Source organism: Kineosporia sp. NBRC 101677 (genome assembly GCF_030269265.1).
GTDB classification, from domain to species: Bacteria; Actinomycetota; Actinomycetes; order Actinomycetales; family Kineosporiaceae; genus Kineosporia; species Kineosporia rhizophila.
The window spans coordinates 159,916-185,307 of record NZ_BSTA01000011.1 but is presented as its reverse complement, the minus strand read 5'-3'; the positions used below and the strand labels follow the sequence as shown (position 1 = coordinate 185,307).

Sequence of the window (25,392 nt, the reverse complement as noted above, 5' to 3'; positions counted from 1 at the left end):
GACTCACGGTGCCCTCGGAGAGGAGCGGGCGATGACACGTCCGAAGCCCGGCTGGACCGGCAGTCCTTCGGTGGCGGGTCCGCTGACCCGCAGAGATCTGCTGATCGGTGCGACCGGGACTGCAGCCGGCCTGCTGGTCGGAGCGGGTGGGACAGGCCTTGCGCACGGTGTCCGGCCGGAAACGGTGATGCCCACTGCCGCCCCGGAGCACTTCGGCCCGGCCTGGATGGTCCTGGCCACCGAGCGGGAGGGCGCCAAGGCCCGGGCGAAGCGGGCCGGTGCGACTCATGGCCACGTCCGGGCTTTCTGGGACCAGTTGCAGAACGCCGCGGGCGGCGAGGTGGACGCCGAACCGGTGCTGCGCGAGGTCGAAGCGGTCCGGGCAGCCGGGCTCAAGGTCTGTCTGGAGGTCTGTCTGCAGTACCCGCCGCCGTTCGTGACCGACCACCTGCCGAAGCTGAAAGACCAGTACGGAACGCAGTGGTCGCCCACCCAGGAGTCCGGCGACAACATCCGGGACTGGATCTGGTCGGCACCCGGCCGGGGCTACGTGACCGACTTCCTCGACCAGCTCTTCGGCCGGCTCGACTGGTCGAAGATCGAGCGGGTGAAGACCGGCGGGCTCACCAAAGGTGAGCTCCAGTACCCGTCATCGCACAATCGTCCTCAGTTCTGGGCCTATTCGGCGGCTGCCCAGGGCAAGCAGGAGTTGGCCCCACAGATGAGTCCCTGCCCAGTGCCGGGGCATGTGCCTACCCCCGCAAACCGCCAGACCGGGGGCGCCGCCGGTTGGACGGACCGCGACGAGGCCTTCGCCACCTGGTACGTGCAGTCGCTGATCAACTGGATGACGTGGCTGGTCAGCCGGTTCCGCGAGCACTTCAGCGGACCGGTCTACATGATGCACCCGGGCGCCGGCATCCGGCCGGTCAGTCAGACCCCGACGTCCCCCCGGCAGGCGTACAACTACCAGGTCAACCTCGGGTCCGGCCTGGACTGGGACGCCACCATCGCGGCCTATCCCGACGAGGGCGTCCGGCCGTACACCACCTGGATCGATTCCGACCACTTCCGCGCCCAGGCGGGCTATTCGCTGGTGCACGACGGCAACGGGGCTCCCTGGTGGGCGTTGCTGGTAGCGGCCCGAAAGCACGGACGATCGGGGCGGCTGTGGGGGGAGAACACCGGTGGGCAGTCGCTCGCGGACCTCGACCGGGTGGTCCGGCACCAGGCCCTCGCTCACGGCTACGAGGGGCTCGCCTGGCTGGACGATCGGACGCTGACCTCCGGCAAGGGCGTCACCTATGCGGACCTGAGGGCGGCCATCAGTCGCACCCGTTAGGTGTTCCGCAAAGCACGACCGCCGCCCTCGCTTTCGCGAGAGCGGCGGCCGCTGGTCCGACGATCAGACGTCGTAGTACAGCTCGAACTCGTGCGGGTGCGGGCGCAGCCGGATCGGGTCGATCTCGGCCGAGCGCTTGAACTGGATCCAGGTCTCGATCAGGTCCTCGGTGAAGACGCCGCCCTCGACCAGGTACGCGTGGTCCTTCTCGAGGTTGTTCAGCGCCTCGTCGAGCGAGGCCGGCAGCTGCGCGATGCCCGCGTGCTCCTCCGGCGGCAGCTCGTAGAGGTCCTTGTCGACCGGGGCCGGCGGCTCGATCCGGTTCTTGATGCCGTCGATGCCGGCCATCAGCATCGCCGAGAACGCCAGGTACGGGTTGCTCGACGGGTCCGGCACGCGGAACTCGACGCGCTTGGCCTTCGGGTTCGAGCCGGTGACCGGGATCCGCACGCAGGCGGAGCGGTTACGGGCCGAGTAGACCAGGTTGACCGGCGCCTCGAAGCCCGGCACCAGACGGTGGAACGAGTTCACCGTCGGGTTGGTGAAGGCCAGCAGCGACGGGGCGTGGTGCAGCAGACCGCCGATGTACCAGCGCGCGATGTCCGAGAGGCCGCCGTAGCCGCTCTCGTCGTAGAACAGCGGCTCGCCGTCCTTCCACAGCGACTGGTGGCAGTGCATGCCCGAGCCGTTGTCACCGAAGATCGGCTTCGGCATGAACGTGACCGTCTTGCCCGCGGCGTGGGCCACGTTCTTGATCACGTACTTGAACAGCATGACCTTGTCCGCGGACTTGGCCAGGCTGTCGAAGCGGTAGTTGATCTCGGCCTGACCGGCGGTGCCGACCTCGTGGTGGCTGCGCTCGACCTCGAGGCCGAGCGCGTCCAGGGCCAGCACCATCTGGTCACGCAGGTCGGAGTAGTGGTCGACCGGCGGGACCGGGAAGTAGCCACCCTTGTACGGGGTCTTGTGCCCCAGGTTGCCGCCGTCCTCGGCGCGCGCGGTGTTCCAGGCGGCCTCGATCGAGTCGATCTCGTAGAACGACGTGTTCGGCTTCGTGATGAAGCGGACGTCGTCGAAGATGTAGAACTCGGCCTCGGGGGCGAAGAACGCGGTGTCGGCGATCCCGGTCGACTGGAGGTACGCCTCGGCCTTCTTCGCGATCTGACGCGGGTCGCGGCTGTACGGCTCGTTCGTGTACGGGTCGACGATGTCCATGTTCACGTTGAGCGTCTTCTCAACGCGGAACGGGTCGATGTAGGCCGTCGTCAGGTCCGGGATGAGCTTCATGTCGGACTCGTTGATCGCCTGGAAGCCGCGGATCGAGCTTCCGTCGAACATCTGGCCCTCGGTGAAGAAGTCCTCGTTCACGGTGGACGCCGGCACGTTGAAGTGCTGCATCACACCGGGAACGTCGCAGAACCGGACGTCGACGAACTTGACGTCGTTCTCCGCGATGTACTTGGTCACCTCTTCGGCGTTGTTGAACATCCAACCTCCACGGTCGGGAACGGTCGCGGGTATTCCGGGCGGGAACCGCCGGTGGTGCACTGCCTTATACCGCCGGTCAACGTCCGGGCGCGAGTGTTCCAGACGTTTACCGATGATTCCGGGCGGGACCGCCGTCGTCTCCAACTCCACGATCGGCGCTGATCGCGGGGCTACTGGGGCTGACCCTACCCCGCGGGCAGTGCGTTGTGTTCACCGGTCGGAGCATGATCGCCCGAGCTGCGTAATGCTTCGAAATGGGGCTCTGTCGGTCACTTTCCCTGCTGGATCCGTAGGGTTGTCATCGACAGGAAATGGCTGTGTGACAAGCCGGAAACAATTGCGCGGCGATGGCAGGTTTCTCACTTTTACTGTGCGGCTACCGGCGTGGTAAGTGCGGCCAATTACCTGTGGACGTCGGTGGACGTCGGTGGACGTCGGTGGGCCCGCAGCGCCCAGCGGTCGCCTCCGCCGGGGGCCGGTCGGGTGGGGCCGTAGTCTCTACGGTGTGGTGAACAGGCGTGATGTTGGGTCGTGGCTCCAGGGGCCGGAGTCGGTAACGGGTGTCTCCGGGTACCCGGGGGAGCGGCTCGGGTTCCCCGAGACCGGGCGGGGGTCGCTGGCCCGGCCCGGCCGGCGCTTCTTCAGCCTGCTCATCGACTGGGTGATCTGCCTGGTCATCGCCCGGAGCTTCTTCCCCGAGCAGATGGATCCGGGTACGGCCGGGGCGCTCATCCCGCTGGGTGTGCTCTTCGTGGAGAACCTGCTGCTGGCCGGTACGACGGGCTACACGATCGGCCAGCGGGTGCTGGGCCTGCGCGTCGAGCGGGTCTCCGTGGGGGGCCCGATCGGGCTCTACCGCAGCCTGATCCGTGCCGTTCTGATGATTCTGGTCGTGCCCCCGATCACGATGGGCTGGGACGCCGATCGCCGGGGGCTGCACGATCTGCTCTCCGGCTCCGTGGTGGTCCGCACCTGATCCGCTTGCTCATGGCTTTGCGGTGAACGGTCGGCCGCTGTCGAAGCCGGGGTACAAACCAAATGGTGGACGTCCGTGGGCTCGGTGCCCACGAACGTCCACCATTTGTGGTTTGGCTCTTGGGGTCAGCGACCCTTGGTGGCGCGACGGTCGGGACGCATCCGCATCGGGTCGACACCCTTGGGGATCGGCAGGCGGGCGTTGCCCAGCGCGCGCAGGCGCTTGCTCACCTCGGAGACCTCCTGCTTGGTGATCGCCGGGCGCTTGCGCATCAGGTGACGCACCAGCTTCTGCACCGGGACCTGGTCGGGCCCGTCACCGGCGTGCACCACCAGCACCGGCACGTCGGGCATCAGCCGGGCGGTGCGCTTGCGCTCGTTCTCGGCGAGCTTGGCCACCCGGGGCAGCGGACCCTCGCTGACCAGGACGACACCCGGACGGCCCACCGCGCGGAACAGCAGGTCCTGGGTGCGCGGGTCGACGGCGACCGGCTGCTCCTCGACGTTCCAGCCGCGGCGCAGACCCTTCAGGGCGTAGCCGACCACGCCCTTGCGGTCACCGATCTGGGTGTAGGCGGCTCGCTCGGCCCGCCGGCCCATGATGATGATCGCGATCAGCAGGCCGACCATGAAGCCGAGAATGCCCACGTAGATCGGGTGATCGACGGCCAGGCCGATACCGACGCCGGCCGCGGTGGAACCGACCAGCGCGACGACCATCCAGACGACCGCCATCGGGTCGGCCTTGCGCAGCATGCTGAACACCGCGCGGAACTGGGCGAAGCGGCCCATCTTTTCCGGGTCGACGGGTTGTGAGGGAGTGTTGCGAGCCATGAGCGAAGGATACTTCCCAGCCGAGTCTCAGTGTGACGGGCGGCTCAGCAGGCTCGTGGCCTCCTGCCGCGCGCTGGTCTCCACGGCGAGGTGGGCCATGTTGGCCGGCAGTTCCTCGCCGCGCTTGGCCTTGGCCTGGGCCCAGAGCCGGCCGGCCCGGTAGGAGGAGCGCACCAGCGGCCCGGACATCACGCCGGCGAAGCCGAGCTCCTCGGCCTCCTCCTTCAGCTCCACGAACTCCTCCGGCTTGACCCAGCGCTCGACCGGGTGGTGCAGCGGGGAGGGCCGCAGGTACTGGGTGATGGTGATCAGGTCGCAGCCGTACTCGTTCAGGTCGGCCAGCGCCTGCGAGATCTCCTCGCGGGTCTCGCCCATACCCAGGATCAGGTTCGACTTGGTGACCTGGCCCTTGCTGCGGGCGAGGCGCAGCACGTCGAGCGAGCGCTCGTAGTTGAAGGCCGGCCGGATGCGCCGGAAGATCCGCGGGACCGTCTCCAGGTTGTGGGCGAAGACCTGCGGCTGCGCGTCGAAGACCTGCTGCAGCAGCTCGGGGTGCCCGGAGAAGTCGGGGGTGAGGATCTCGACGCCGGTGTCGGGCGAGGCCTGGTGGATGGCCCGGATCGTCTCGGCGTAGAGCCAGGCGCCCTCGTCCTCCAGGTCGTCGCGGGCGACGCCGGTGACGGTGGCGTAGCGCAGGCCCATGGTGGCCACGCTCTCGGCGACCCGGCGGGGCTCGTCGCGGTCCAGCGGCTGCGGCTTGCCGGAGTGGATCTGGCAGAAGTCGCAGCGGCGGCTGCACTGGTCGCCGCCGATCAGGAAGGTGGCCTCACGGTCTTCCCAGCACTCGAAGATGTTGGGACAGCCCGCCTCCTGGCAGACCGTGTGCAGGCCCTCCTTCTTCACCAGGCCGGTGAGGGAGGTGTACTCCGGGCCCATCTTCGCGGTGGTACGGATCCACGAGGGCTTCCGCTCGATCGGCGTCTCGGCGTTACGGGCCTCGACCCGCAGCAACCGCCTGCCCTCCGGTGCGATCGTCACCTGTGCTCCCTGTCCGCACGCTGGTCCCGGATCTCTCCGGGCCCGGGATCACGCCCGGGTCGGCAGCACCGGCGGGTTCGCCGGCCTGGTTCCGCGGCGGCGGTCGGCCGCCGTCGCCCTGCCCACTCTAAGCGTCCGGGTGGGGGTGACTCATTCCGGAAGGGGGTGGACGTGGGCGCTATCACGTGCGGCCCTTCAGTTCTTGGGTCAGGCGTGGGTGGGGTGCTCGTGGTCGGCGTGGCCGGCGGCCTCGAACTGGAAGGTGGAGTGCTCGACGTCGAAGTGCCCGGCCAGGCAGCCCTGGAGCTGGTCGAGCATGACGGTGAGGTGGCCGTCGAGGAAGCAGCCGTCCTCGACCACGACGTGCGCGGACAGGACGGGCAGACCGGTGGCGACGGTGGAGGCGTGCAGGTCGTGCAGGCCCACCACGTGCGGGACGGCCAGGATGTGGGTGCGCACCTCTTCCAGGTCGACGGTGCCGGGGGTGGCCTCGAGCAGGACGGTGACGGCCTGGCGCAGCAGCAGCCAGCAGCGGGGCAGGATCAGGGCGCCGATCAGGATCGAGGCCACGGCGTCGGCGCGGTGCCAGCCGGTGAGCCAGATCGTGGCGGCCGCGACCAGCACGGCGACCGAGCCGAGCGCGTCGTTGACCACCTCGAGGAAGGCGGCGCGGGTGTTCATGTTCTCGCTGTGGCCGCCGTCGCGGGTGAGGATCCAGATGCCCACGGCGTTGGCGGCCAGGCCGATGGCGCCGAACAGGATCATGCCCGGGCCGGCCACCTCGGGCGGGTCGACGAGCCGGTGCACGCCCTCGGCCAGGATGTAGAGCCCGATCGCGAGCAGGGCGGTGGCCTGGAGGGCGGCGGAGAGCACCTCGGCGCGTTTCCAGCCCCAGGTCAGGCGGGCGGTGGGCGGGCGGTCGGCGAGGATCGCGACGACCAGGCTCAGGGTGAGACCGGCCGCGTCGGTGAACATGTGACCGGCGTCGGCGAGCAGGGCGAGGCTGCCGGTGACGGCGGCGCCGACCACCTCCACCACGAGCACGGTGAGGGTGATGGCCAGCACGATCGCCAGCCTTCGGCGGGCGCCCGGGCCCTGGGGCAGGTCGTGGGAGTGGCCGTGCCCGTGGTCTTCCTGGGTGGTGCGGCGGGAGGTGAAGGGGGCGCAGGGGGCCTGTAAATCGGCGGACGAGGTGGTCTGGTCGGTCGGGTCGGCCTGGTCACCGGGTTCGGTGGGGGCGCAGGTCGGGCGTTTGGGAGACGACTGCGGGTGCCCACCGTGGTCGTGCCCGGTGTGCTCGTGCGCGTGCCCGGTGTGGGGGCGCGTGCTCATGCCTGGGGCTCCCTGGTCTGGTGCGTGTCGCCGGCCGGGTGGGTGAGTTCCAGGCCGGGCCGCTGGGCGCGGCGGTGGGTGAGGGGGCGCGGGCTCTCGTGCTCGTGCGGCAGGCCGTGGTCGTGCCCGGTGTGGTGCAGCACGACCCGCTCGCCGGTGGCCTCGAGGAAGGACTCGGTGGCGTGGAACAGGTCGAGCAGTTCCGGCCGGGCGAGGGAGTACAGCGACGCGCGCCCCTGCGCTCGCGACCGCACCAGGCCGCAGTCGCGCAGGCAGGCCAGATGGCCGGAGACCGTGGACTGGGCCAGACCGAGGTGGGACATCAGATCGACCACCCGGTGCTCCCCCCGGGCCAGATGGCGCAGGATCAGCAACCGGGTGGGATCGCCGAGGGTGCGGAAGAGGATGGCGGCCGCAGCCACGTTCTCCTCGCCCTCGGGTGCCGTGCTCGCCTCGGCGGTGCGCCTGCGCTCGGCATTGGTCAGCCCGGTTGGTATCGCCACACGCCGATGATAGCGAGCGGACGAGGTGACATCCAGGAGCCCTGCTGCTGCTAGTTGGTGCGGCTGAGTTCGCGCGCCAGGTCCTGGATCGCGCCGCTGACCGTTTCGATCGGCCGGGGCTGCGCCGTTGCCACTTGCTTCGGCGCCGGACGCCGGCGCTTGTGATGGTGGCCGGGCAGGTCGTACTCCGGCAGGGCGGCCTCGACCAGCGGCAGGATCTCCTGGACGGACACGGTGCGCCCGGCTTCGGCGCTGAGGGTGGTGACCCCGGCGTCGGCGATCCCGCAGGGGATGATCTGGCCGAACGCGCCGAGGTCGGAGTCGCAGGTCAGGGAGAAGCCGTGCATGGTGATGCCCTGCGCCACCCGGATCCCGATGGCCGCGACCTTGCGCTCGGGCCGCCCACCGCCCGCCGGGATCCAGACCCCGCTACGGCCGTCCACCCGGGTGCCCTCGATGCCGATCTGCGCACACACGTCGATCAGCATCTGCTCCAGCCGGCGGACGTAGGCGACCACGTCGACCGGCTTGGCCAGCAGCACGATCGGGTAGCCGACCAGCTGCCCGGGCCCGTGCCAGGTGATCTTGCCGCCACGGTCCACGTCGACCACCGGCGTGCCGTCCACCGGCCGCTCCTGCGGTTCGGTGCGCTTGCCGGCCGTGTAGACGGGCTGGTGCTCCAGCAGGAGCACGGTGTCCGGAGCGCCCGCCACCACCTCGGCGTGGACCTCCCGCTGGCGTGCCCAGCCGGCCGTGTACTCGACGGCGTCGGCGCCGAATCCCAGATGCTCGATCCGCAGCGAACCCATGCCTGGGAGCGTACGCCGGATGCGGGTGGGCAGCGGGCGCGTGGCCTGTGAGCGCGGGCACCCGCAGGTGCGGTCTGCGGTCCCACACGTGTCGGGGAGGAGACGGAGAACACCCTCTAGGCTTGTTGACCATGGACGCGCGCAAGGCGCTGCTGATCGACGCGTACCGCCGGTTCAACGGCCGGGACGTCGATGGGCTGCTGTCGATGATGACGGACGACGTGGAGTGGCCCGACGTGCCGAACCAGTCCGTGCTGAGGAGCAAGGACGAGATCCGGGAGTACTGGTTCGGCCAGTTCGCCATCACCGACCCGCAGGTGGTGCCCACGGACTTCGAGCCCGGCAGCGACGAGGACGAGATCGTGGCCGTGGTCGAGCAGGAGGTGCGTGGCCTGGGCGGTGAGGTGCTGGTGGACCGGCGCGAGGTCCGGCACCGCTACTCGTTCAGGGACGGCCTGGTCCGCCGGATGGTGGTGGAGTAGCTCAGGCTTCCTGGGCTTGGGGCAGGGGGTGGGGCGCAGGGTGGGGGTGGGGGGTACGGGCTGGCCGATCGCTGCCCAGCTCACAGGTGAGACCCCGAGGCCGAGGTAGACGAGTGGGACGCGTTGGCCGCCCGGTTGGTCGCGCTGCCCACGGCCCGAAGGTGAGCGGCGAGACCGGAGTCAGAGCCGGGCCGACGTCAGAAACGAGGTCCCAGACCATCGCCTCGACGCCGTCGGCATTTCCGTGCCTCGTCGGCTGGAGTTGGGGCCGGGCTGGAGTCGGAGCCAGGCCGACGTTGTGCTGGTCGGCTCTCGCTCCCGTCTCTTGCCGGGACCTCGGTCAACGTCACGCTCGCGGGCAGCGTCGCAGGTCGGCCCGGCCAAGGGCGCAGCTGTCGTCTCGTGCCTGGCCAAGGCGCAACTGCTGTCTCGCGCCCGACCGGGGCAGGGGCGCTACCTGACGGCTTCTGATCGCAACCTGTTGTCCAGCCTGCGGCCGACTCCTACCGTGCCGAGATGGGTTCCCGGGGCACGGCGGGCAGACCCAGTTCGGCCAGGACGGCGTCGGCGGTGCGGCGGCCGGAGACGAGGGCGCCCTGGGTGGAGGCGGTGTCCCGGTGGTCGCCGGCGACGAACATGCCCTCGCCCAGCGATACCGGCTTGCGGATCTCGAGCGGGGCGGGCATGGCGGTGAGGGCGTCGGGGATGGCGTCGCGCCGGACCAGTTCGAACCAGTGCGTGGGCTGCTCGTAGATCAGGGCGAGCTGGGCCGTGACGGCGCGCTCGGTGGCCAGGTCGGGGCTGCCGCCCAGCACGGTGGTGGCGATCAGGGCTCGCTCGTCCGGGCTGTAACTGGGGGCCCGGTTGCTGATCACGACGGTGTTGATCACCGGCCCCCGCCGGTCTCCGTCCACGTGGAGAGCACCTGAGCGGGTAGGAGGCTCGGGGCTCGCGTGCCAGTAGGTGGTCAGCCCCCGGGTCTGCACCGGAGGCAGCCCGAGCAGGGCAGAGGCGCCCTTGGGGTCGGTGGCCACCACCACCGCGCGGGCCTGGATCTCGCCGGCATCGGAACGCACGCGGCCCGGCTCGGCCGACTCCACCCGCACGCCGTAGTGGATGCCCGGCAAGCTGGCGGCCAGCTGCTCGGGAACGGCCCGCATCCCCCGCCACGGCACCGAAGGCGTACCCCGCACGAAGGAACGAACCAGGAACTGCACGAACTGGTGAGAACTGACGCCCTCGTCTTCTCCGAGAACCCCGGCCAGGAACGGCTCGATCACGCGCTGCCTGAGGGCGCCGTCGACCCCGCGCCGGGTGAGCGCCTCACCCCAGGGCAGATCTGACTCGGACAGAATGCCTTCCGGCTTCTCCCGGGCTGCGTGCAGCGCCCACCGGGCGAAAGCGGCCTGTTCGCGCCATGATCCGCTGGCCTCCCGCAGCAGGCTGCGGGCGGTGAGCGGCAGCAGGCCGGGAGACCGGCGCGGATCGGCAAGGACCTGACGGCCCTGGGCGCCCGCTACAACGACGGCGGCCGGGAAGGGCTGCAGCCGCAGCGCGCCCACGTCGAGCACCCGCCGGACCTCCGGGTAGGCCGGATTGAGCAACTGGAACCCGCGGTCGCAGACGAAACCGCCCACCGTGTCGCTGCGCACCCGCCCGCCCGGAGCATCCGCAGCCTCGAGAACCACCACGTCGATGCCGCGCCGGGCGAGCTGCCGGGCGCAGGCGAGACCGGCCAGGCCCGCGCCCACCACGACGACGTCGGCCGCCCGGGGGAGCTCACGGGGAGCCGTGCTCTGGGGTGGGCCCTGCTCGGTCACGGCTGCCTCCGGTGCGGTCGAACTCTGACGCCCTTCCGTTCGAAAGCATGTCAGGTTCGGCGGGTGAGGCAAGAGCGACGACCCGGATCTGTGGAGAACCCGGCCTGTGGATAACCAGAACGGCTTGTCGGTACTTCGCGGCACAGTTGGGACATGGACCTCACCCCGTTCCCCGGACCGCCCGCGGCACCGCCCGAGGTGCCGGGCTTCCGGCTGTACGAGTTGCTGGGATTCGGCGCCCACGGCGAGGTCTGGCGGGCCGAAGACCTGATCACCGGCGACGAGGTGGCCCTGAAGATCGGCCGCCGCTGCGAGCCGGGCCCCGACGAGAACCCCTATGACGGTGGTGCTTCGGAAGGCGGGGTGGGCGAGCGGGCCGATCGGGAGACGGCGCTGCTCAGCCGGATCGAGCATCCGCACATCGTGCGGTTGCGCCGGGTCGTCGCCCTACCCGACGAGAATCTCGCTCTAGTCCTGGATCTCGCGGCGGGTGGCAGTCTGGCCGCCCTAGTGGCTGCGCGCGGCCCGCTCACACCGCAAGAGGTGGTGACGATGGCCATCCCCATCGTGTCCGCCCTGGAGCATCTGCATATGAGCGGTCTTACCCACGGCGACGTCTCTCCGGGCAACCTGCTTTTCGCGGCCGACGGATGTCCACAACTGGGTGACCTCGGCGTCGCCCGCGTCCTCGGTGAGCGGCACGAGGAGGCCTGGAGCACTCCCGGTTTCACCGATCCCCGACTGATCACGGCAGCCCAGGCCCCTCCTGTGCCGGCCGAGGTGCTGCAGGCCGCGGACCTGTGGGCGCTGGCCGCCTGCTGCTGGTTCGCACTCACCGGTCGTGCGCCGACGCAGTCGGAGGTCGAAGGGCAGCCGGGGGTCGGAAGGCAGTCGGAGGTCGGAAGGCAGTTGGGGGTCGAAGGGCAGTTGGGGGTTGGAGCGCAGCCGGATGTCGGGAGGCAGCGAGAGGTCGAGGGGCAGTCGGAGGTCGAGGGGCAGCGGCACGAGCTGCAGACCCTGCTGGTCCGGAGTCTGTCGGCCGATGTGGAAGACCGGCCCGATCTGGCCGAGTTCGCGGATCTGGCCTGGCGGGCGGCCCGGCCGGTCCCGATCCGCCTGGAGCGAGGGCCTGGTGGGTCCGGCGATTCCCGTCTGTCGTCGCTGGAAATGCAGACCACGAAACGAGTTACGCAAACTGCTCCGGTGTCGTCGACCGGCTCCTGGAGTGGCTCGTTGAACGGCGGTGATGTCCAGAACGCGGCGGTTGCCCAGACGCGGGATCCGAGGCGGCGTACCGTTCCGGCCTCGCGATTGCTGGTGCTTCTCGTCGCTATCGGGCTGGTGGGGGCCGTGACCGTGGGTGTGGGGTGGCGTCTCTTGCGTTCACCGAGCCCGGGTGGTGGTTCGGCAGAGGTGGCTGCAAGGGCGGCCGATCGTGGCCCGGTTGCTGAGAAGGCCAGGGTTGGCGGGGACGATGGTCAGACCAAGGCCGACGGCGCTGGGGCAGAGAAGAAGCGGGCTGGGAAGGTTGCCTTGCGGGTGGAGCTCGCGCAGGCCCTCGCAGGCATCGGCAAGGCCCGGGCCCAGGCTTTCGAGATGGTCTCGGCTCGGCAGCTCGCCCTCGCCAACGAGACGGGCTCACCCGCCGACCGGGCCGACCGGGCGCTCCTGAAGCGTCTGCAGACCACGGGATACCGGCTGGAAGACGTGGCTTTCCGCATCGACCGGGTCCGGGTGCTGCAGAGCAAGGGGCGCACTGCGGAGGTATCGGCCCGGGTCAGTACCGCGGCCCACCGGCAGGCCCGTATCGGTGGTGACTATGCAGCCGGAGTGCCGGCCACTGAGCCGGCGGTCATGATCTTCACGCTTCGGGCCGTCGGTGAGCCAGGCGAAGGAGCGGGGCGGTGGCGGGTTCGCGACATCCGGGCCCCAACGTGATGAGGCTGGTGGACATCAGCCCAAGGAGCTGGGATGGGCCCGCTTCGGGTCTCCGACCGGGCGCTGTCCTGTTACGAACCGCCCGGTGGAGGGCCCACCGCCCACCGCCCACCGCCCACCGCTCTGCCAGCCGGGCTGGCCCCCACGGCCGTGCTGACCCCACCGCCGTGCTGGCCGTGCTGGCCCGTGCTGGTTGTGCAGTGGCGCTGATGTTGGTCGGTTTACCGGCCTCCACGAAGAGCCGGTGAGCGTTGTGCGTCGGCTCGGCCGAGTGACCTTCTCAACAGCGCAGAAAGCGCTTCGCCGACTGTGCTTTCCGCGCCGAGACGGTCAGCGGTTGGTCGCCCAGGCCGCGGCCTTCGCCAGGGTGTCGTGTTCCCAGCGGAATCCTGCCGCGCGGAGCTTGCCCGGGTCCACACGCTGGCTCGCCAGGATCTCCCCGGCGAACTCACCGACTGCCGCGCGCACGGCGAAGGCGGGCGCCGGAACCAGGGCGGGGCGGTGGGCGGCGGAGGCCAGGGCCTTCATCACGTCGATGTTGCGGGCGGGCTCCGGGCCGACCACGTTCACCGGTCCGCTGAGCTCGCTGTCCAGCATCAGCTCCAGGATCGCCAGGGTGTCGGGCAGGGTCACCCAGCTCCACCACTGGCGCCCGCTCCCCACCGGCCCGGCCAGACCCAGCTTGGCCAGCAGGCGCAGGGGCTGGAAAGCGCCGCCCTGCTGCGCCATGACCAGGCCCGTCCGCGGGTGCACGACCCGGATCCCGGCCTCGGCGGCCGGCCCCGCCTCGCCCTCCCAAGCCTGGACCACGCTGGTCAGGAAGGTGTCGCCCGGGCCCGACTGCTCGGTCAGGATCTGGTCGCCGCGCTCGCCGTAGTACCCGATCGCCGAACCGCTGACCAGGACCTTCGGCGGTGCCTCGAGGGCCGTCAGCGCTCGCACCAGGGTGCGGGTGCCCAGGGCCCGGGAGTCGCGGATCTCGCGCTTGTAGGCCTCCGACCACCTGCGGTCGCCCACCCCGGCACCGGCCAGGTGCACGGCCGCATCGATGCCCGCCAGCCCCTCCAGGTCCACGCTGCCGCCGGCCGGGTCCCAGCGGATCTCGTCCGGCGCCGACGGGGCCCGGCGCACCAGCCGGACCACTTCGTCGCCCCGGGCGGTGAGGCGTTCCACCAGGGCCGAGCCGATCAGGCCGTTCGAGCCGGTCACCGCGACCTTCATGACGGTGTCATCTCCGTTCTGGGGGGCAGGACGTTGCCTGCCCAGCCTGCCGTGTCCGTGATCTCCTCGCCCGCCGAAACGATGGTGACCACGAGCGTCCTCAGTTGGAACGTCTTTATCCCCACAAACGCCGTGCGGCCGGCGCCACCCCGGTGGGGGTGGCGCCGGCCGCACGCCGAACTCGCCGAAGAGGCTTTCTCAGAGACCGAGGTCGCCCTCGAACGCGCCCTCTTCGAGGCGGGCCTTGATCGTGCCCAGGAACCGCGCGGCGTCGGCACCGTCGACCAGGCGGTGGTCGTAGGACAGCGCCAGGTAGACGATCGAGCGGATGCCGATGCTCTCGGCGCCGTCCTCGTCCTTCACCACGACCGGGCGCTTGACCACGACACCGGTGCCGAGGATGCCGGTCTGCGGCGGGAACAGGATCGGCGTGTCGAACAGGGCGCCGCGGCTGCCGGTGTTGGTCAGCGTGAACGTGCCGCCGGACAGGTCGTCCGGGCTGAGCTTGTTCGTGCGGGTGCGCTCGGCCACGTCGACGATCTTGCGGGCGAGCCCGGCGATGTTCAGGTCACCGGCGTTCGGGATGACCGGGGCGGTCAGACCGCGCTCGGCGTCCACGGCGATGGCCAGGTTCTCCTGGGCGTGGTAGACCACGTTCTCGCCGTCGATGCTGGCGTTCAGCTTCGGGTGCTGCTTCAGCGCCTCGACCGCGGCCAGGGCGAAGAACGGCATGAACGAGAGCTTCACGCCCTCCCGGGCCAGGAACGCGCCCTTGGCCCGGTCCCGCAGCCGCGCGATCTTAGTGACGTCCACCTCGACCACGCTGGTCAGCTGGGCGGAGGTCTGCAGCGACTCCACCATGCGCTTGGCCAGCACCTTGCGCAGGCGCGACATCTTCTCGGTGGTGCCGCGCAGCTCCGAGACCTTGATCTGCTTCGGGGCGGCCGGAGCGGCCTGACCCGACGGAGCAGCGGCGGCGACCGGAGCGGCCGGGGCGGCGGCAGGCTGTTCGGCCTGCTTGGCCTTGGCCGCGTCGATCACGTCCTGCTTGCGGATCCGGCCGCCGACCCCGGTACCGGTGATCGAGGACAGGTCCACACCCTGCTCGGCGGCCATCCGGCGGACCAGCGGGGTGACGTACCCCGGGCCGTTGTCGGAAGAACCGTTCGACGGGGCGGCGGCAGCCGGGTTGGCGGCGGCGGGGGAACCCGCCGGAGCCGGGGCAGCAGCCGGAGCGGGGGCAGCCGCGGGGGCCGCCTGCGGAGCCGGGGCCGCCTTCGGAGCGGGGGCGGGAGCAGCCGCGGGAGCCGGAGCCGCCTGCGGGGCCGGGGCAGCAGCCTGGGCGGGAGCCGGCTCGGGTTCGGCCGGGGCCTCCTGAGCGGCCGGGGCACCCGAGCCGACGATCGCCAGCGGAGCGCCGACCTCGACCGTCTCGTCCTCGTTGACCAGGATCTTCTGCACCACACCGGCGACCGGCGAGGGGATCTCGGTGTCGACCTTGTCGGTCGAGACCTCGAGCAGCGGCTCGTCCACCTCGACCGACTCGCCCTGCTGCTTCAGCCAGCGCGTGACGGTGCCCTCGGTGACGCTCTCACCCAGGGCCGGCATGGAGACGGTGGTGCCCTCGTCGTCGCCGGCCGAAGCGGTGGGGACGTCTTCCGGCGTCGGCCGGGACTGCTCCTGCTGCTCGGGCTGGGCCTGCGGCTCGGGCTGGGACTGCGGCTCGGGCCGGGACTCGGCCGGGGCCTCCTGCTCGGGCGCGGAACCGCCGCCGGAGCCGTCGCCGATGATCGCGAGCTGCGCGCCGATCTCCACGGTCTCGTCCTCCGAGACCAGGATCTGCTCGAGCACCCCCGCGAACGGGGAGGGGATCTCGGTGTCGACCTTGTCGGTGGACACCTCCAGCAGCGGCTCGTCGACCTCGATCTGGTCACCGACCTGCTTGAGCCACCGGGTGACGGTCCCCTCGGTGACGCTCTCGCCCAGTGCGGGCATCTGCACGGAGTCCGACATCTGCTCTCCGCTCTCCTTCGTGGTTCGTCGGCGTCATGGCCGCCGTGGCGCTGGCTTTCGGTCAACCGCTCGGCGTGCTGGAGAGCGGGTACATCTGTTGGTGCTGGTTCACCGGATCGCGCCGGCTGGAACTATGCCGGAGGTTCCGGCACCGTCCTCCCGGCCGCGTTCGTGCCGGGGCGGTCAGGCATGAGCGTGCAGGGGCTTCCCGGCGAGCGCGAGGTGAGCCTCGCCGAGCGCCTCGTTCTGGGTGGGGTGGGCGTGCACCAGCTGCGCGACCTCTTCCGGGAGGGCTTCCCAGTTGACGATCAGCTGGCTCTCGCCGATGAGCTCGCCGACCCGTGCGCCGACCATGTGTACACCTAGGACCGGCCCGTCCACCCGGCGGACCAGCTTGACGAAACCGGCGGTGCCCAGGATCTGGCTCTTGCCGTTGCCGCCGAGGTTGTACTCGTAGGTCTGCACCTGGTCACCGTGCTGCTCACGGGCCTGGGCCTCGGTCAGGCCGACCGAGGCGACCTCCGGGTCGCAGTACGTGACCCTCGGGATGCCCGACTCCACCAGCGGGGCCGGGTTCAGGCCGGCGATCTCCTCGGCGACGAAGATGCCCTGGGCGAAGCCCCGGTGGGCGAGCTGCAGGCCGGGCACGATGTCGCCGACCGCGAACACGCCCTCCACGTTCGTGCGCAGGCGCTCGTCGGTGGGCACGAAGCCCCGGTCCATCGTCACCCCCGCCTCCTGGTAGCCGAAGCCGTCCGCGTTCGGGCCACGCCCGACCGCGACCAGCAGAAGATCTGCCCGCAGGGTGTCCCCGGACTCCAGCGAGACGGTGACTCCCTCGTCGTCCTGCTGGGCGCCGGCGAACCGGATCCCCGTCCTGAACGCTATGCCACGCTTGCGGAACGCTCGCTCCAGGGCCTTCGAAGCCGCCGCGTCCTCGGCCGGGACGAGCCGGGGCAGGGCCTCGACGATGGTCACGTCGGCCCCGAACGAGCGCCAGACACTGGCGAACTCGACCCCGATCACGCCGCCGCCGAGCACGATCACGCTCTTCGGCACCGTGTCGAGGGTCAGTGCCTGGTCACTGGTGATGATCCGGCCGCCGATCTCCAGGCCGGGCAGGGTGCGGGCGTAGGAGCCGGTGGCCAGCACGACGTTGCGGCCGGTGTAGCGGGTACCGCCCACCTCGACCGTGTCCCTGGCGACCAGCCGCCCCTCACCCTCGACGTAGGTGATCTTCGAGGCGCCGATCAGGCCCTGCAGGCCCTTGTACAGACGGCCGATCACGCCGTCCTTGTACTTGTTCACACCGGGCATGTCGATCGACTCGAACGACGCCTTGACCCCGTAGCGCTCGCTGTCCCGGGCGGAGTCGGCGACCTCGGCGGCGTGCAGCAGTGCCTTGGTCGGGATGCACCCCCGGTGCAGGCAGGTACCACCGACCTTGTCCCGCTCGACGAGGACCACGTCGAGGCCGAGCTGGGAAGCGCGCAGCGCTGCGGCGTACCCGCCGCTGCCGCCTCCGAGGATCACGACGTCATGGGTCTGTCCGGGGCCGGATTCGGACACCTGGGTGCTCCCTCGCGTTCACACGCCACCGGCGCCCTGGTTGCCGGTGAGCCTGCGGCCATCCTGTCATCACTGCAGTGGGGGGTCACGTCGGATCCGGCGCGCCCTGACAGCGTCATTCGTCACGTCAATGAGTCCTGGGACACAAATTCTGCGTTCTGCGGTGGTCCGGAGACGCAAATTCGAACTAGCACGCCCGTGCTAGTTTGGATTCGTGGTGCGATCCATCGACGGTGAGGCCCGCCGCCGGCTGCTGGCCGACGCGGTGTGGCGACTGATGCGCCGGGGCGGTCTGGAGGCCGCCTCGGTCCGGGCCGTGGCCGCCGAGGCGGGACTGGCCACCGGGTCGGTCCGGCACTTCTTCGCCTCGCAGGACGAACTGCACGTCTTCGCGATGCGCGAGCTCTTCCGGATCGTCACCGAACGGGTGCAGGAGGTGCTGACCCGCGGGCCCGCCGAGTTCGGGCCCGACGGGGGAGCGGGCGGGTCCGGCGAAGCGGGGGAGTGGGGGCCCGGACAGGCCCGGGCCCGGGTGGTCGCGGTGCTCCTGGAGACCCAGCCGATGACCGTCGAGCAGTCCGAGCTGTTCCTGGTCAGCACGCAGTTCGTGATCAAGGCGATGCTGCAGCCGGCGCTCGCCCCGGTCGCCAAGGAGACGGCCGACCTGCTGCACGACACCTACCTGCAACTGATCGGGTTCCTGGTGCAGACCGGGGCCGCACCTGCGGATCTGGACGTCGGGCGGACCGCCTCCGACCTCGGCGTCGTCCTGGACGGGCTGGCCCTGCGCCGGCTCACCGCCCCGCACCTGCTGGCGGTCGAGGACATCCGCGACACCGTCACCGCCTTCGTCGAGAACCTCCGGGGGGACCAGCCGTGATCATCGCCATCCTCGTCGCCGACATCACCTTCTGGGTGGTGCTGTTCGGTGGCCTGGCCCTGCGCTACCTCGCGCGGGCCCAGACCCTGAGCAGCGTGGTCCTGGCCTGTGTGCCGCTGATCGACCTGACCTTGCTGGTCCTGGTCAGCGTCGACGTCGCGAACGGGGCGGAACCGTCCCGGGCGCACGCTCTCGCCGCCGTCTACCTGGGCTTCACCGTCGCCTTCGGGCATCACACGATCCGCTGGGCCGACGGCTGGTTCCACCATCGTTTCGCCGGCGGGCCGCGGCCGGTCAAACCGGCCAAGGGGTCGCGGGCCGCGGTCCGGGCGCTCTGGGTGGAGTGGTTCCGGGTGGTGGTCACCGCGGCGGTCTCGGTGGCCGGGCTCGGGCTGATGATCGCGGTCGAGGGGCACGGCGTGCCGAGCTCCCCGGAGGAGGCCTCCCAGCACCCCTACTGGTCGACGATGCTTCTGCTCGGCATGATCGTCCTCATCTGGTTCCTGGCCGGGCCCGCCTTCGCGGGCCGCGGCCGGGACGAGCCGGCCGGTGAAACGGACTTCACCGGTCCCGTGGTCGATGACCCACCCGTGCGGGAACGCCCCGGGACAGGGCATCGTTGATGCTGGGAGAAATGGTGGCGAGTGGTCGATGCGACTGCGGCCGGTGAGGGAGGTGGCGGATGGGCTGGTTCTCACGACGTAAGTCCTCGCCGACCGAGGGGCGTGCGGAGCAGCGGGCCGAGGTGAACCGGGTGCGTGAGCACCTGGAGGAGTTCGTCCGGACCCGGCGCGGAGTGGAGGCGTTCGTCGAGCCCGCCACGACGATGAACCCGCCGACGGTGCTGCTGGTGGCCTCGACGGGGGAGTGGACAAGACGTCGCGTCCCGCACCCCGGGGTCCTGCGCGAACTCTCGGAGCGGCTGATGATCCCGGTCTACGACATCCAGCTGGTGGGCTACCCCCAGCGGAAGCGGGACTGGGACGCGCGGGAGAAGCGGGGCGAGCCGCAACCGGTGGAAGACACCGAGCTGCCGCCCTGGCCCACGTAGAACGCCGAAGCCCCGGCCGGAGACCTCCGGCCGGGGCTTCTTGCCCGAAAGACGATCAGCCCCGAAAGACGATCAGCGCAGCGGACGGGCCGCCAGCGACTCGCACAGCGCCACCAGGGTGCGCACCCCGTGCCCGGTGCCCCCGACCGGCGTGTAGCCGTACGCCGAGCCGGGGTTGTAGGCGGGACCCGCGATGTCCAGGTGCGCCCACGGAACCTGGCCGTCGTCGTCCTTGGCCGGCACGAACTCCTTCAGGAACAGCCCGGCCACCAGCATCCCGCCGAACCGCTCGCCGATGTTCGCGATGTCGGCGACCTTGGAGTCCATGCTGGAGCGCAGCTCGGTCGGCAGCGGCATCGGCCAGAACGCCTCACCGGCCTCCTCGGCGACTTCGTGCACCAGGCTGCGCAGGTCGTCGTCGTTCGACATGACCGCCGACGTCCGCGAGCCCAGCGCCACCATCTGGGCGCCGGTCAGCGTGGCGATGTCGACGATCACGTCGGCCTTGGCCTCACCGGCGGCGACGATCGCGTCGGCCAGGACCAGCCGGCCCTCGGCGTCGGTGTTCAGCACCTCGACGGTGCGCCCGCCGCGGATCGTGATCACGTCGGAGGGCCGCTGGGCGGTGCCCGAGGGCATGTTCTCGGCCAGCGCCAGCCAGCCGGTGACCTGCACCGGCAGACCCAGCTCGGCGACCGCGGCGACGGCGTGCAGCACGGCCGCGGCGCCGGACATGTCGCTCTTCATCTCGTCCATGTTCGCGGCCGGCTTGATCGACAGGCCGCCGGAGTCGAACGTGATGCCCTTGCCGACCAGCGCGACGTGCGTGGTGGCCCCGGCCGGCCGGTACTCCAGCTTGACCAGGCGCGGCGGGCGCGAGGAGCCCTGGCCCACCGCGATCAGACCGCCGTAGCCGCCCTTGCCCAGCTTCTTCTCGTCCAGCACGGTGACCGTGACCGGCAGGTCCTTGACCACCTGCTGGGCGTCCTCGGCGAACTGGGCCGGGAAGAGGTCGAGCGGCGCCGTGTTGATCAGGTCGCGGGTGCCGTGCACCGCATCGGCCAGAACCTTCGCCCGGCGGATCCCGGCGCGCGCAGCAGCGTTCGCGGTGGCGGGGGCGGAGACCACGATCGCGCCGACGGGCGTCTTACCGCCACCGTTGCTGCGGTAGCGGTTGTAGGAGTAGGCGCCGAACAGGGCACCCTCGGCGATCGCGGTGACCTCTTCGCCGGTGGTGGCGGGCAGGCCGAGAACGACCTTGCCCAGACCGGCGAGCTCACGGGTGGCCGCACCGGCGGCCCGCCGCAGCGTTTCGTGGTCCACCTCGCGAACCGGCCCCAGGCCGACCAGGACCACCGACTTGGCGGAAACCCCGGCCACCGTCGGGATCCGGTGCAGGGTGTTCTTGGCCCCGCTCGCCCCCACCGCCTTCAGCGCCTGGGTCAGCGCAGTACGCACGGGGGTAGGCAGCGCCTGCGCCCCGGCCAGGACCGCGCCGGACTTGTTGGTGCCGATCCCGACCACCAGGGCATCGGCGGACTGACTGACGGCTTCTTTGGCTGTGACACTGAGCGTGGGCAACAGGAATCCTTTGAGGTCAACGGGCTGACCGACGAATCCTAGGCCCGCCCCGGGCCGGCCTGCAGAAGGGAGTCCCCCGCACGCCGCACCGGTTTGCCCCGCTCACGTGACCAGCGCCTCGGACAGGTCCACAATCGGCCCCGGTACGTTTGGCCGCGCTCGTACGCGCGAGGGGGAGGGGAAGCACGCATGCCCGAGGCACCGCAGGCATTCGAGGTCGGGGGAACGAACCTGCGGCGGACCCCGCTGTACGAACGGCACCGGGCGCTCGGCGCGAAGCTGGCCGACTTCGGCGGCTGGGAGATGCCGATCGAGTACGCGGCGGGCGGCGTGCTGAAGGAGCACGAGGCGGTCCGCGAACGGGTCGGCGTGTTCGACGTCAGCCACCTGGGCAAGATCGAGGTCCGCGGCCAGGGCGCGGTGGACTTCGTCAACGATTGTCTGACCAACGACCTGCACCGGATCGGGCCTGGTCAGGCGCAGTACACGGTGTGCTGTGACCCGCAGTCCGGCGGTGTGGTGGACGACCTGATCGTCTACATCCGCTCGGAGGACGACGTCCTGCTGGTGCCCAACGCGGCCAACTGTGCGGAGGTCGCCCGGCGCCTCACGGCGGCCGCGCCGCCGGAGCTGGAGGTCAGCGACCGCCACGACGGGTACGGCGTGATCGCGGTGCAGGGCCCCAAGGCGGACCAGACGCTCGCGGCTCTGGGGCTGCCGGCCGGGCAGGAGTACATGAGTTTCGTGGACGTGATCTGGCAGGGGCTGCCGCTGATCGTCTGCCGTACGGGGTACACCGGCGAGCGGGGGTACGAGCTCCTGCCCGCTTGGGAGGTCACGCCTGCGCTCTGGGACAGGCTGGTGGAGGCGGCGCAGGAATGGGACGGGCTGCCCTGTGGGCTGGGGGCCCGCGACACACTTCGTACCGAGATGGGCTACGCGCTGCACGGCCACGAGCTGACGATGCAGATCACCCCGGTCCAGGCCCGGCTGGGCTGGGCGGTGGGCTGGAAGAAGCCCCGGTTCTGGGGGCGTGAGGCGCTGCTGGCCGAGAAGGAGGCCGGTCCCCGCCGGGTTTCCCGGGGGCTGGTGGCGCTCGGCCGCGGAGTGCCCCGCGCCGAGATGGACGTGCTGGATGCTCAGCAGAACGTGGTCGGCCGCACCACCTCGGGCACCTTCTCGCCCACCCTCAAACAGGGCATCGCGCTGGCCCTGCTCGATCCCTCGGTGCCGGAGGGCGACGAGGTCACGGTCTCGGTCCGAGGACGTCCGCTGGCCTGCAAGGTGGTACGCCCGCCGTTCGTCGGGGCGACCACCAGAGAAAATTGAAGGACGGGTCTGGTCGCCGTGGTCTCGATCAGGCCGCGGCGGCCAGGGCAAGTAGCGCTACAGCGGTGCCGAGTTCGACCCCCGCACCGATGATGTCCCCGGTTATCCCACCCAGCCGCTTCGTCGCCCGGTGCGCCAGTATCTGAGCCGCCCCGACAACGGCGGCAACGGCCAGCGGTCCGGCCCACCACGTCAGCCCGGCCGCTCGGCCCGTAAGCGCGGTGACCCCGACCGTCACCACGATGCAGGCCCCCAGCAACAGCTTTGGCACCGACTCCGCCACCATTGCGCCCAGCCCATCAGGCCGGGCCGACGGCACGCCGGAACGACAGAGCATCGGGATGGCGACTCGCGCGGCCAGGGCCACCGTGACCACCGCGCAGGCCGCGGCCAGGTCGCCGAGCCAGCCCTCCGCGTGCTCCCACCGGGTCTCGACCAGCACCTGGTTCAGTGCCGTGACCTGCAGCATCAGCACCACCACAAGCATCACCACGCCGGCTGGGCCGCTGTCGCCGCGCCGCATCACGTCCAGCGCCTTACCCCGGTCGAAGCTCGCCGTGAACCCGTCTGCGGTGTCGGCCAGGCCGTCCAGATGCAGCGCGCGGGTGGCCAGGGCGAAGGCCGCGACGACGAGGACCGCTGCGATCAGGGGGGCGAGTCCGAGCCGCAGGGCGGCGAACGCCGCCAGCCCGCCGGCCAGACCGGGCACCACCCCGGCCAGTGGTGCCAGCGCCATGGCCCGGCCCGGCACCGGCGGCGCGACGCTCGTGGGGGCGGGCACGGGGAACGCGGTGAGAGTTCCGAAGGCCAGCCGTAGAGCGTCAACTGCAGACGGGGAAGAGCCCAGGACTCCTTCGCCCTGGGACGAGCTCATCAGCGTCGCTCGCCGCTGTCGGAGTCCGGAGCTGCGTCTTCTTCCGGAAGCACGGCCTCGAAGGCGGATTCGCGGGCGTCGAATCCGTCGAGCGCCGCAGCGTCTGCATCGGGGGCGAGCGCCGGGTCGTCAGCGGTGGCATCGTCCACCGGAACCGGCGCCGCTTCCACCGCCTCGTTGTCGTTCCGCTCCTGCGCCCTCAGCACCGCCGTCTCCAGCAACTGCAGCGCGAACCGGGCCGCGGTGCCGTCCCCGTCGTCCAATCCCAGGTCGGTGACCGCCGTAAGCCGAAGTTCTTCGAGCATCCGCCGGGTCAGCACTGCACGCCCTGAATCGGCTGCCAGCCACCAACTACGCGTAGCGGGAGCCAGCCGCGCCGCCAGCAGCGCACAGGCGATGGCGACCGGGCCGTCCAGAATCGCCGGGGTACGCCGAGCCGCCAGCTGCAGCAGCAGACCCGTCCCCGCGCGCAGTTCGCGATGCTCCAGCAGTTCTAGGACCCGGTAGGGGTTCTTGCGGTTACCCCGCACCACTTTCAGACCGTCGCGGATCAACGCCACCCGGGCGATCCACTCGCTGTCGGTCTGCCCCGGCACCGGCCAGCCGGCTGCCTCGACCGCGTCCAGCCCGAGCACCTGGGCGGCCGCCACCTGCCAGGTGACGTCGTTCTCGGGGACCGGCACGCTGAACAGCACCAGGTCGGTGCCGTCGTCGACCGCGTCGTCGGCCGTGGCCACACCCCAGTCCAGGGCGTCCTCCGGATCGCGCGGCGCGGTGAAGCGGTGCAGCACCACCTCCGAGCGCACCGGTCCGGCCGCGCCGGTGTGGGGCAGCCAGAAGTGCTCGACCCGCTGGGGGAGCTGCCCGCCGACCACCCCGCTCCACCACCGGGTCAGCTCGTCCAGCCGGTCTCCGCCGGGAGTCGGCACACCGTTCTTCGGCCGCGCCCGCAGGCTGCCCGAGGAACCGTCCGGCGTGGTGACGAGGGCAGCGATCCGGGTGAGTTCATCCTCCAGCACGGCGCCCATCATGACGGCCCGCGGCGGGAGCCGCCGAACGGGGTGGGCGAACCTACGGCTCGGTGCGCACCAGACGCCCGGCCACCACCACGAACACGTCCTCGCTGGCGTCGGCCAGCTTCGCGTTCAGGCGCCCGAGCTGGTCGCGGAACAGCCGGCCGGACTCGGTGGCCGGCACGATCGACCAGCCCACCTCGTCGGACACCGCCACCAAGGGGAAGGGGCGCTCACGCCAGACCCGCAGCAGCTCCTCGATCTGCGCGTCGAGCGCCTCCCGCCAGCCCTCCCGCTCCTCCCAGGCTCCGCAGGCGTCCAGCACACCGCTGAGCCAGGTGCCGACCGAGTCGAGCAGAACGGCCCGGCGGTCGTCGGCCAGGGGCCCGGCCACCTCGATCGTCTCGAGCGTGCCCCACCAGTCGGGGCGCCGGTTCTTGTGCTTCTCGACCCGGGCCGCCCACTCGTCGTCCTCCGGGTGCTCGGTGGGCAGGGGCTCGTCGCCGGGCTGACTGTCCGGCGCCGAACTGTCGGCGGCGTCGGTCTCGTCCAGGGGCTTCGGCCCGGTGGCGATGTAGACCACCTCGGGTGCGGCCGACAGCATCTGCTCCGCGAAGGCAGACTTGCCCGAGCCGGACCCGCCGAGCACCAGTACCCGCCCGCCCAGTGGCGGGACGGCCGGTTCGCTCTCGCTCAGATCGAGGACCAGCCCGCTGCGACCCAGTTCGGCCCCCCACACCGGCAGACAGGCGGCCAGCCGGCCCGGGTGCGACTCCTCATGGCCGAAGCCCAGCAGGATGCTGCGGGTCTGCGGGCCGATCACGCCCTTCGCCCGCAGCCGGGCGAGGGTGCGAGCGCAGCCCACCGAAGGCATCTCGCCGTCTTCTGTGGCCGGCTCGGCCGCCGGGCCGAGGTAGACGGCCCGGGCCGGTTCACCGGCCAGCAGTTCGACCAGCGACCCGACCACCGCCTCTTCCGGTTCGCCGCCCTGGGGGGCCCAGACAATCGTCCCTAGTTCTGGCAACCGGACCACCCGCACACCCTCGCCGGCCGCCACCGAGTCGAGACGATCGTTGGAAAGCTCTACCTCCCCGTCGACCCCGAGCGCCCACCCGTCGGACGACTCCAGCTGCGCGGGCCGGGAGACCACCCCATCGCGCCGAGCCCGGGAACAGGTCGCGCAGGGGCAGTCCGGCAGGGGGAAACCTGCTGCTGGGCCGATTCCGGTGAGCGTAAGCCTCATCGCTGACCTCTCATGGTCAAAAAGGGGAGGAAAGGGCCGGCGAACCACTGGCCGGGA

22 protein-coding genes are annotated in these 25,392 nt (G+C 71.0%); 8 read left to right on the top strand and 14 right to left on the bottom strand.

Features of this window, described 5'->3' with window-relative positions; all coding sequences use genetic code 11:
- Nucleotides 1–31: 31 nt before the first annotated feature.
- Complete coding sequence (locus QSK18_RS28110) at nucleotides 32–1,342, top strand: hypothetical protein (protein ID WP_232812861.1); 1,311 nt, start codon at nucleotides 32–34, stop codon at nucleotides 1,340–1,342.
- Nucleotides 1,343–1,405: 63 nt separating this feature from the next.
- Here the strand turns inward: QSK18_RS28110 and glnA are convergent, their stop codons facing one another.
- A complete protein-coding gene (gene glnA / locus QSK18_RS28105; RefSeq protein WP_232812862.1) occupies nucleotides 1,406–2,830 on the bottom strand; it encodes a type I glutamate--ammonia ligase in 1,425 nt (474 codons plus the stop codon).
- A gap of 505 nt (nucleotides 2,831–3,335) precedes the next feature.
- On the opposite strand from glnA, the gene QSK18_RS28100 reads away from it, so the two are divergent.
- A complete protein-coding gene (locus QSK18_RS28100; protein WP_232812863.1) occupies nucleotides 3,336–3,806 on the top strand; it encodes an RDD family protein in 471 nt (156 codons plus the stop codon).
- Nucleotides 3,807–3,931: 125 nt separating this feature from the next.
- On the opposite strand, the gene QSK18_RS28095 is transcribed toward QSK18_RS28100, so the two are convergent.
- From QSK18_RS28095 to lipB, 5 genes are all read right to left on the bottom strand, one after another.
- A complete protein-coding gene (locus QSK18_RS28095) occupies nucleotides 3,932–4,639 on the bottom strand; it encodes a DUF4191 domain-containing protein (RefSeq protein ID WP_232812864.1) in 708 nt (235 codons plus the stop codon).
- Between the two features lie 27 nt (nucleotides 4,640–4,666).
- Nucleotides 4,667–5,677 carry a lipoyl synthase gene (gene lipA, locus QSK18_RS28090; protein WP_232812865.1) on the bottom strand — a complete coding sequence of 337 codons (1,011 nt, stop codon included), beginning with the start codon at nucleotides 5,675–5,677 and terminating at the stop codon, nucleotides 4,667–4,669.
- Between the two features lie 207 nt (nucleotides 5,678–5,884).
- Entirely contained in the window at nucleotides 5,885–7,009 is a 1,125-nt protein-coding gene (locus QSK18_RS28085) for a cation diffusion facilitator family transporter (RefSeq protein WP_285625178.1), read from the bottom strand.
- On the bottom strand, nucleotides 7,006–7,494 hold the full coding sequence (locus tag QSK18_RS28080) for an ArsR/SmtB family transcription factor (RefSeq protein WP_269810668.1): 489 nt from the start codon (nucleotides 7,492–7,494) through the stop codon (nucleotides 7,006–7,008). The genes QSK18_RS28085 and QSK18_RS28080 overlap by 4 nt, the downstream gene beginning before the upstream one ends.
- A 68-nt stretch (nucleotides 7,495–7,562) precedes the next feature.
- Entirely contained in the window at nucleotides 7,563–8,321 is a 759-nt protein-coding gene (gene lipB / locus QSK18_RS28075; protein WP_232812868.1) for a lipoyl(octanoyl) transferase LipB, read from the bottom strand.
- Nucleotides 8,322–8,452: 131 nt separating this feature from the next.
- On the opposite strand from lipB, the gene QSK18_RS28070 reads away from it, so the two are divergent.
- Nucleotides 8,453–8,803 (top strand): nuclear transport factor 2 family protein, encoded by a 351-nt coding sequence (locus QSK18_RS28070; RefSeq protein WP_232812869.1) that lies wholly within the window; start codon nucleotides 8,453–8,455, stop codon nucleotides 8,801–8,803.
- A gap of 503 nt (nucleotides 8,804–9,306) precedes the next feature.
- Here the strand turns inward: QSK18_RS28070 and QSK18_RS28065 are convergent.
- A complete protein-coding gene (locus tag QSK18_RS28065; protein ID WP_285625171.1) occupies nucleotides 9,307–10,623 on the bottom strand; it encodes an NAD(P)/FAD-dependent oxidoreductase in 1,317 nt (438 codons plus the stop codon).
- Nucleotides 10,624–10,776: 153 nt separating this feature from the next.
- On the opposite strand from QSK18_RS28065, the gene QSK18_RS28060 reads away from it, so the two are divergent.
- Complete coding sequence (locus QSK18_RS28060) at nucleotides 10,777–12,561, top strand: serine/threonine-protein kinase (protein WP_285625168.1); 1,785 nt, start codon at nucleotides 10,777–10,779, stop codon at nucleotides 12,559–12,561.
- Between the two features lie 330 nt (nucleotides 12,562–12,891).
- Here QSK18_RS28060 and QSK18_RS28055 read toward each other — a convergent pair whose 3' ends face one another.
- From QSK18_RS28055 to lpdA, 3 genes are all read right to left on the bottom strand, one after another.
- On the bottom strand, nucleotides 12,892–13,782 hold the full coding sequence (locus QSK18_RS28055) for a TIGR01777 family oxidoreductase (RefSeq protein ID WP_285625165.1): 891 nt from the start codon (nucleotides 13,780–13,782) through the stop codon (nucleotides 12,892–12,894).
- Between the two features lie 198 nt (nucleotides 13,783–13,980).
- On the bottom strand, nucleotides 13,981–15,795 hold the full coding sequence (sucB, locus tag QSK18_RS28050) for a 2-oxoglutarate dehydrogenase, E2 component, dihydrolipoamide succinyltransferase (RefSeq protein WP_285625162.1): 1,815 nt from the start codon (nucleotides 15,793–15,795) through the stop codon (nucleotides 13,981–13,983).
- Nucleotides 15,796–15,978: 183 nt separating this feature from the next.
- Nucleotides 15,979–17,364, bottom strand: a complete 1,386-nt coding sequence (gene lpdA, locus QSK18_RS28045) for a dihydrolipoyl dehydrogenase (RefSeq protein WP_232812874.1) — start codon at nucleotides 17,362–17,364, stop codon at nucleotides 15,979–15,981.
- 214 nt (nucleotides 17,365–17,578) lie between these two features.
- On the opposite strand from lpdA, the gene QSK18_RS28040 reads away from it, so the two are divergent.
- From QSK18_RS28040 to QSK18_RS28030, 3 genes are read left to right on the top strand one after another with little or no spacing between them, the layout of a single operon-like run.
- Nucleotides 17,579–18,244 (top strand): TetR/AcrR family transcriptional regulator, encoded by a 666-nt coding sequence (locus QSK18_RS28040; protein WP_285625158.1) that lies wholly within the window; start codon nucleotides 17,579–17,581, stop codon nucleotides 18,242–18,244.
- Nucleotides 18,241–18,867 carry a hypothetical protein gene (locus QSK18_RS28035; protein ID WP_232812876.1) on the top strand — a complete coding sequence of 209 codons (627 nt, stop codon included), beginning with the start codon at nucleotides 18,241–18,243 and terminating at the stop codon, nucleotides 18,865–18,867. The genes QSK18_RS28040 and QSK18_RS28035 overlap by 4 nt, the downstream gene beginning before the upstream one ends.
- Before the next feature lie 59 nt (nucleotides 18,868–18,926).
- Complete coding sequence (locus QSK18_RS28030; protein WP_232812877.1) at nucleotides 18,927–19,295, top strand: oxidoreductase; 369 nt, start codon at nucleotides 18,927–18,929, stop codon at nucleotides 19,293–19,295.
- Nucleotides 19,296–19,367: 72 nt separating this feature from the next.
- Here the strand turns inward: QSK18_RS28030 and QSK18_RS28025 are convergent, their stop codons facing one another.
- The gene (locus tag QSK18_RS28025; protein WP_232812878.1) at nucleotides 19,368–20,876 is read right to left on the bottom strand and encodes a leucyl aminopeptidase; all 1,509 of its coding nucleotides are present in this window, start codon (nucleotides 20,874–20,876) and stop codon (nucleotides 19,368–19,370) included.
- A 189-nt stretch (nucleotides 20,877–21,065) separates the two neighbouring features.
- Between QSK18_RS28025 and gcvT the strand changes: the two genes are divergently transcribed.
- Nucleotides 21,066–22,205 (top strand): glycine cleavage system aminomethyltransferase GcvT, encoded by a 1,140-nt coding sequence (gene gcvT, locus QSK18_RS28020; RefSeq protein ID WP_232812879.1) that lies wholly within the window; start codon nucleotides 21,066–21,068, stop codon nucleotides 22,203–22,205.
- Nucleotides 22,206–22,233: 28 nt separating this feature from the next.
- Here gcvT and QSK18_RS28015 read toward each other — a convergent pair whose 3' ends face one another.
- Genes QSK18_RS28015 through QSK18_RS28005 form a run of 3 tightly spaced genes read right to left on the bottom strand, consistent with a single transcriptional unit; the run spans nucleotide 22,234 to nucleotide 25,335 of the window.
- Nucleotides 22,234–23,079, bottom strand: coding sequence for an adenosylcobinamide-GDP ribazoletransferase (locus tag QSK18_RS28015; RefSeq protein ID WP_269810662.1), 846 nt, complete (start codon nucleotides 23,077–23,079; stop codon nucleotides 22,234–22,236).
- Nucleotides 23,079–24,098, bottom strand: a complete 1,020-nt coding sequence (locus tag QSK18_RS28010) for a nicotinate-nucleotide--dimethylbenzimidazole phosphoribosyltransferase (protein WP_285625150.1) — start codon at nucleotides 24,096–24,098, stop codon at nucleotides 23,079–23,081. Before QSK18_RS28010 ends, QSK18_RS28015 begins: the two co-directional genes overlap by 1 nt.
- A gap of 52 nt (nucleotides 24,099–24,150) precedes the next feature.
- The gene (locus QSK18_RS28005; RefSeq protein WP_285625146.1) at nucleotides 24,151–25,335 is read right to left on the bottom strand and encodes a bifunctional adenosylcobinamide kinase/adenosylcobinamide-phosphate guanylyltransferase; all 1,185 of its coding nucleotides are present in this window, start codon (nucleotides 25,333–25,335) and stop codon (nucleotides 24,151–24,153) included.
- Between the last annotated feature and the right edge of the window lie 57 nt (nucleotides 25,336–25,392).

Excerpts from the sequence above, each read along its gene's own strand:
- QSK18_RS28110 (WP_232812861.1), top strand. The coding sequence starts at position 32 with ATGACACGTCCGAAGCCCGGCTGGACCGGCAGTCCTTCGGTGGCGGGT.
- QSK18_RS28030 (WP_232812877.1), top strand. The coding sequence starts at position 18,927 with ATGGGCTGGTTCTCACGACGTAAGTCCTCGCCGACCGAGGGGCGTGCG.
- QSK18_RS28015 (WP_269810662.1), bottom strand. The coding sequence starts at position 23,079 with ATGAGCTCGTCCCAGGGCGAAGGAGTCCTGGGCTCTTCCCCGTCTGCA.
- QSK18_RS28060 (WP_285625168.1), top strand. The coding sequence starts at position 10,777 with ATGGACCTCACCCCGTTCCCCGGACCGCCCGCGGCACCGCCCGAGGTG.
- QSK18_RS28005 (WP_285625146.1), bottom strand. The coding sequence starts at position 25,335 with ATGAGGCTTACGCTCACCGGAATCGGCCCAGCAGCAGGTTTCCCCCTG.
- QSK18_RS28055 (WP_285625165.1), bottom strand. The coding sequence starts at position 13,782 with ATGAAGGTCGCGGTGACCGGCTCGAACGGCCTGATCGGCTCGGCCCTG.
- sucB (WP_285625162.1), bottom strand. The coding sequence starts at position 15,795 with ATGTCGGACTCCGTGCAGATGCCCGCACTGGGCGAGAGCGTCACCGAG.
- QSK18_RS28095 (WP_232812864.1), bottom strand. The coding sequence starts at position 4,639 with ATGGCTCGCAACACTCCCTCACAACCCGTCGACCCGGAAAAGATGGGC.
- QSK18_RS28070 (WP_232812869.1), top strand. The coding sequence starts at position 8,453 with ATGGACGCGCGCAAGGCGCTGCTGATCGACGCGTACCGCCGGTTCAAC.
- glnA (WP_232812862.1), bottom strand. The coding sequence starts at position 2,830 with ATGTTCAACAACGCCGAAGAGGTGACCAAGTACATCGCGGAGAACGAC.
- gcvT (WP_232812879.1), top strand. The coding sequence starts at position 21,066 with ATGCCCGAGGCACCGCAGGCATTCGAGGTCGGGGGAACGAACCTGCGG.
- QSK18_RS28085 (WP_285625178.1), bottom strand. The coding sequence starts at position 7,009 with ATGAGCACGCGCCCCCACACCGGGCACGCGCACGAGCACACCGGGCAC.
- lipB (WP_232812868.1), bottom strand. The coding sequence starts at position 8,321 with ATGGGTTCGCTGCGGATCGAGCATCTGGGATTCGGCGCCGACGCCGTC.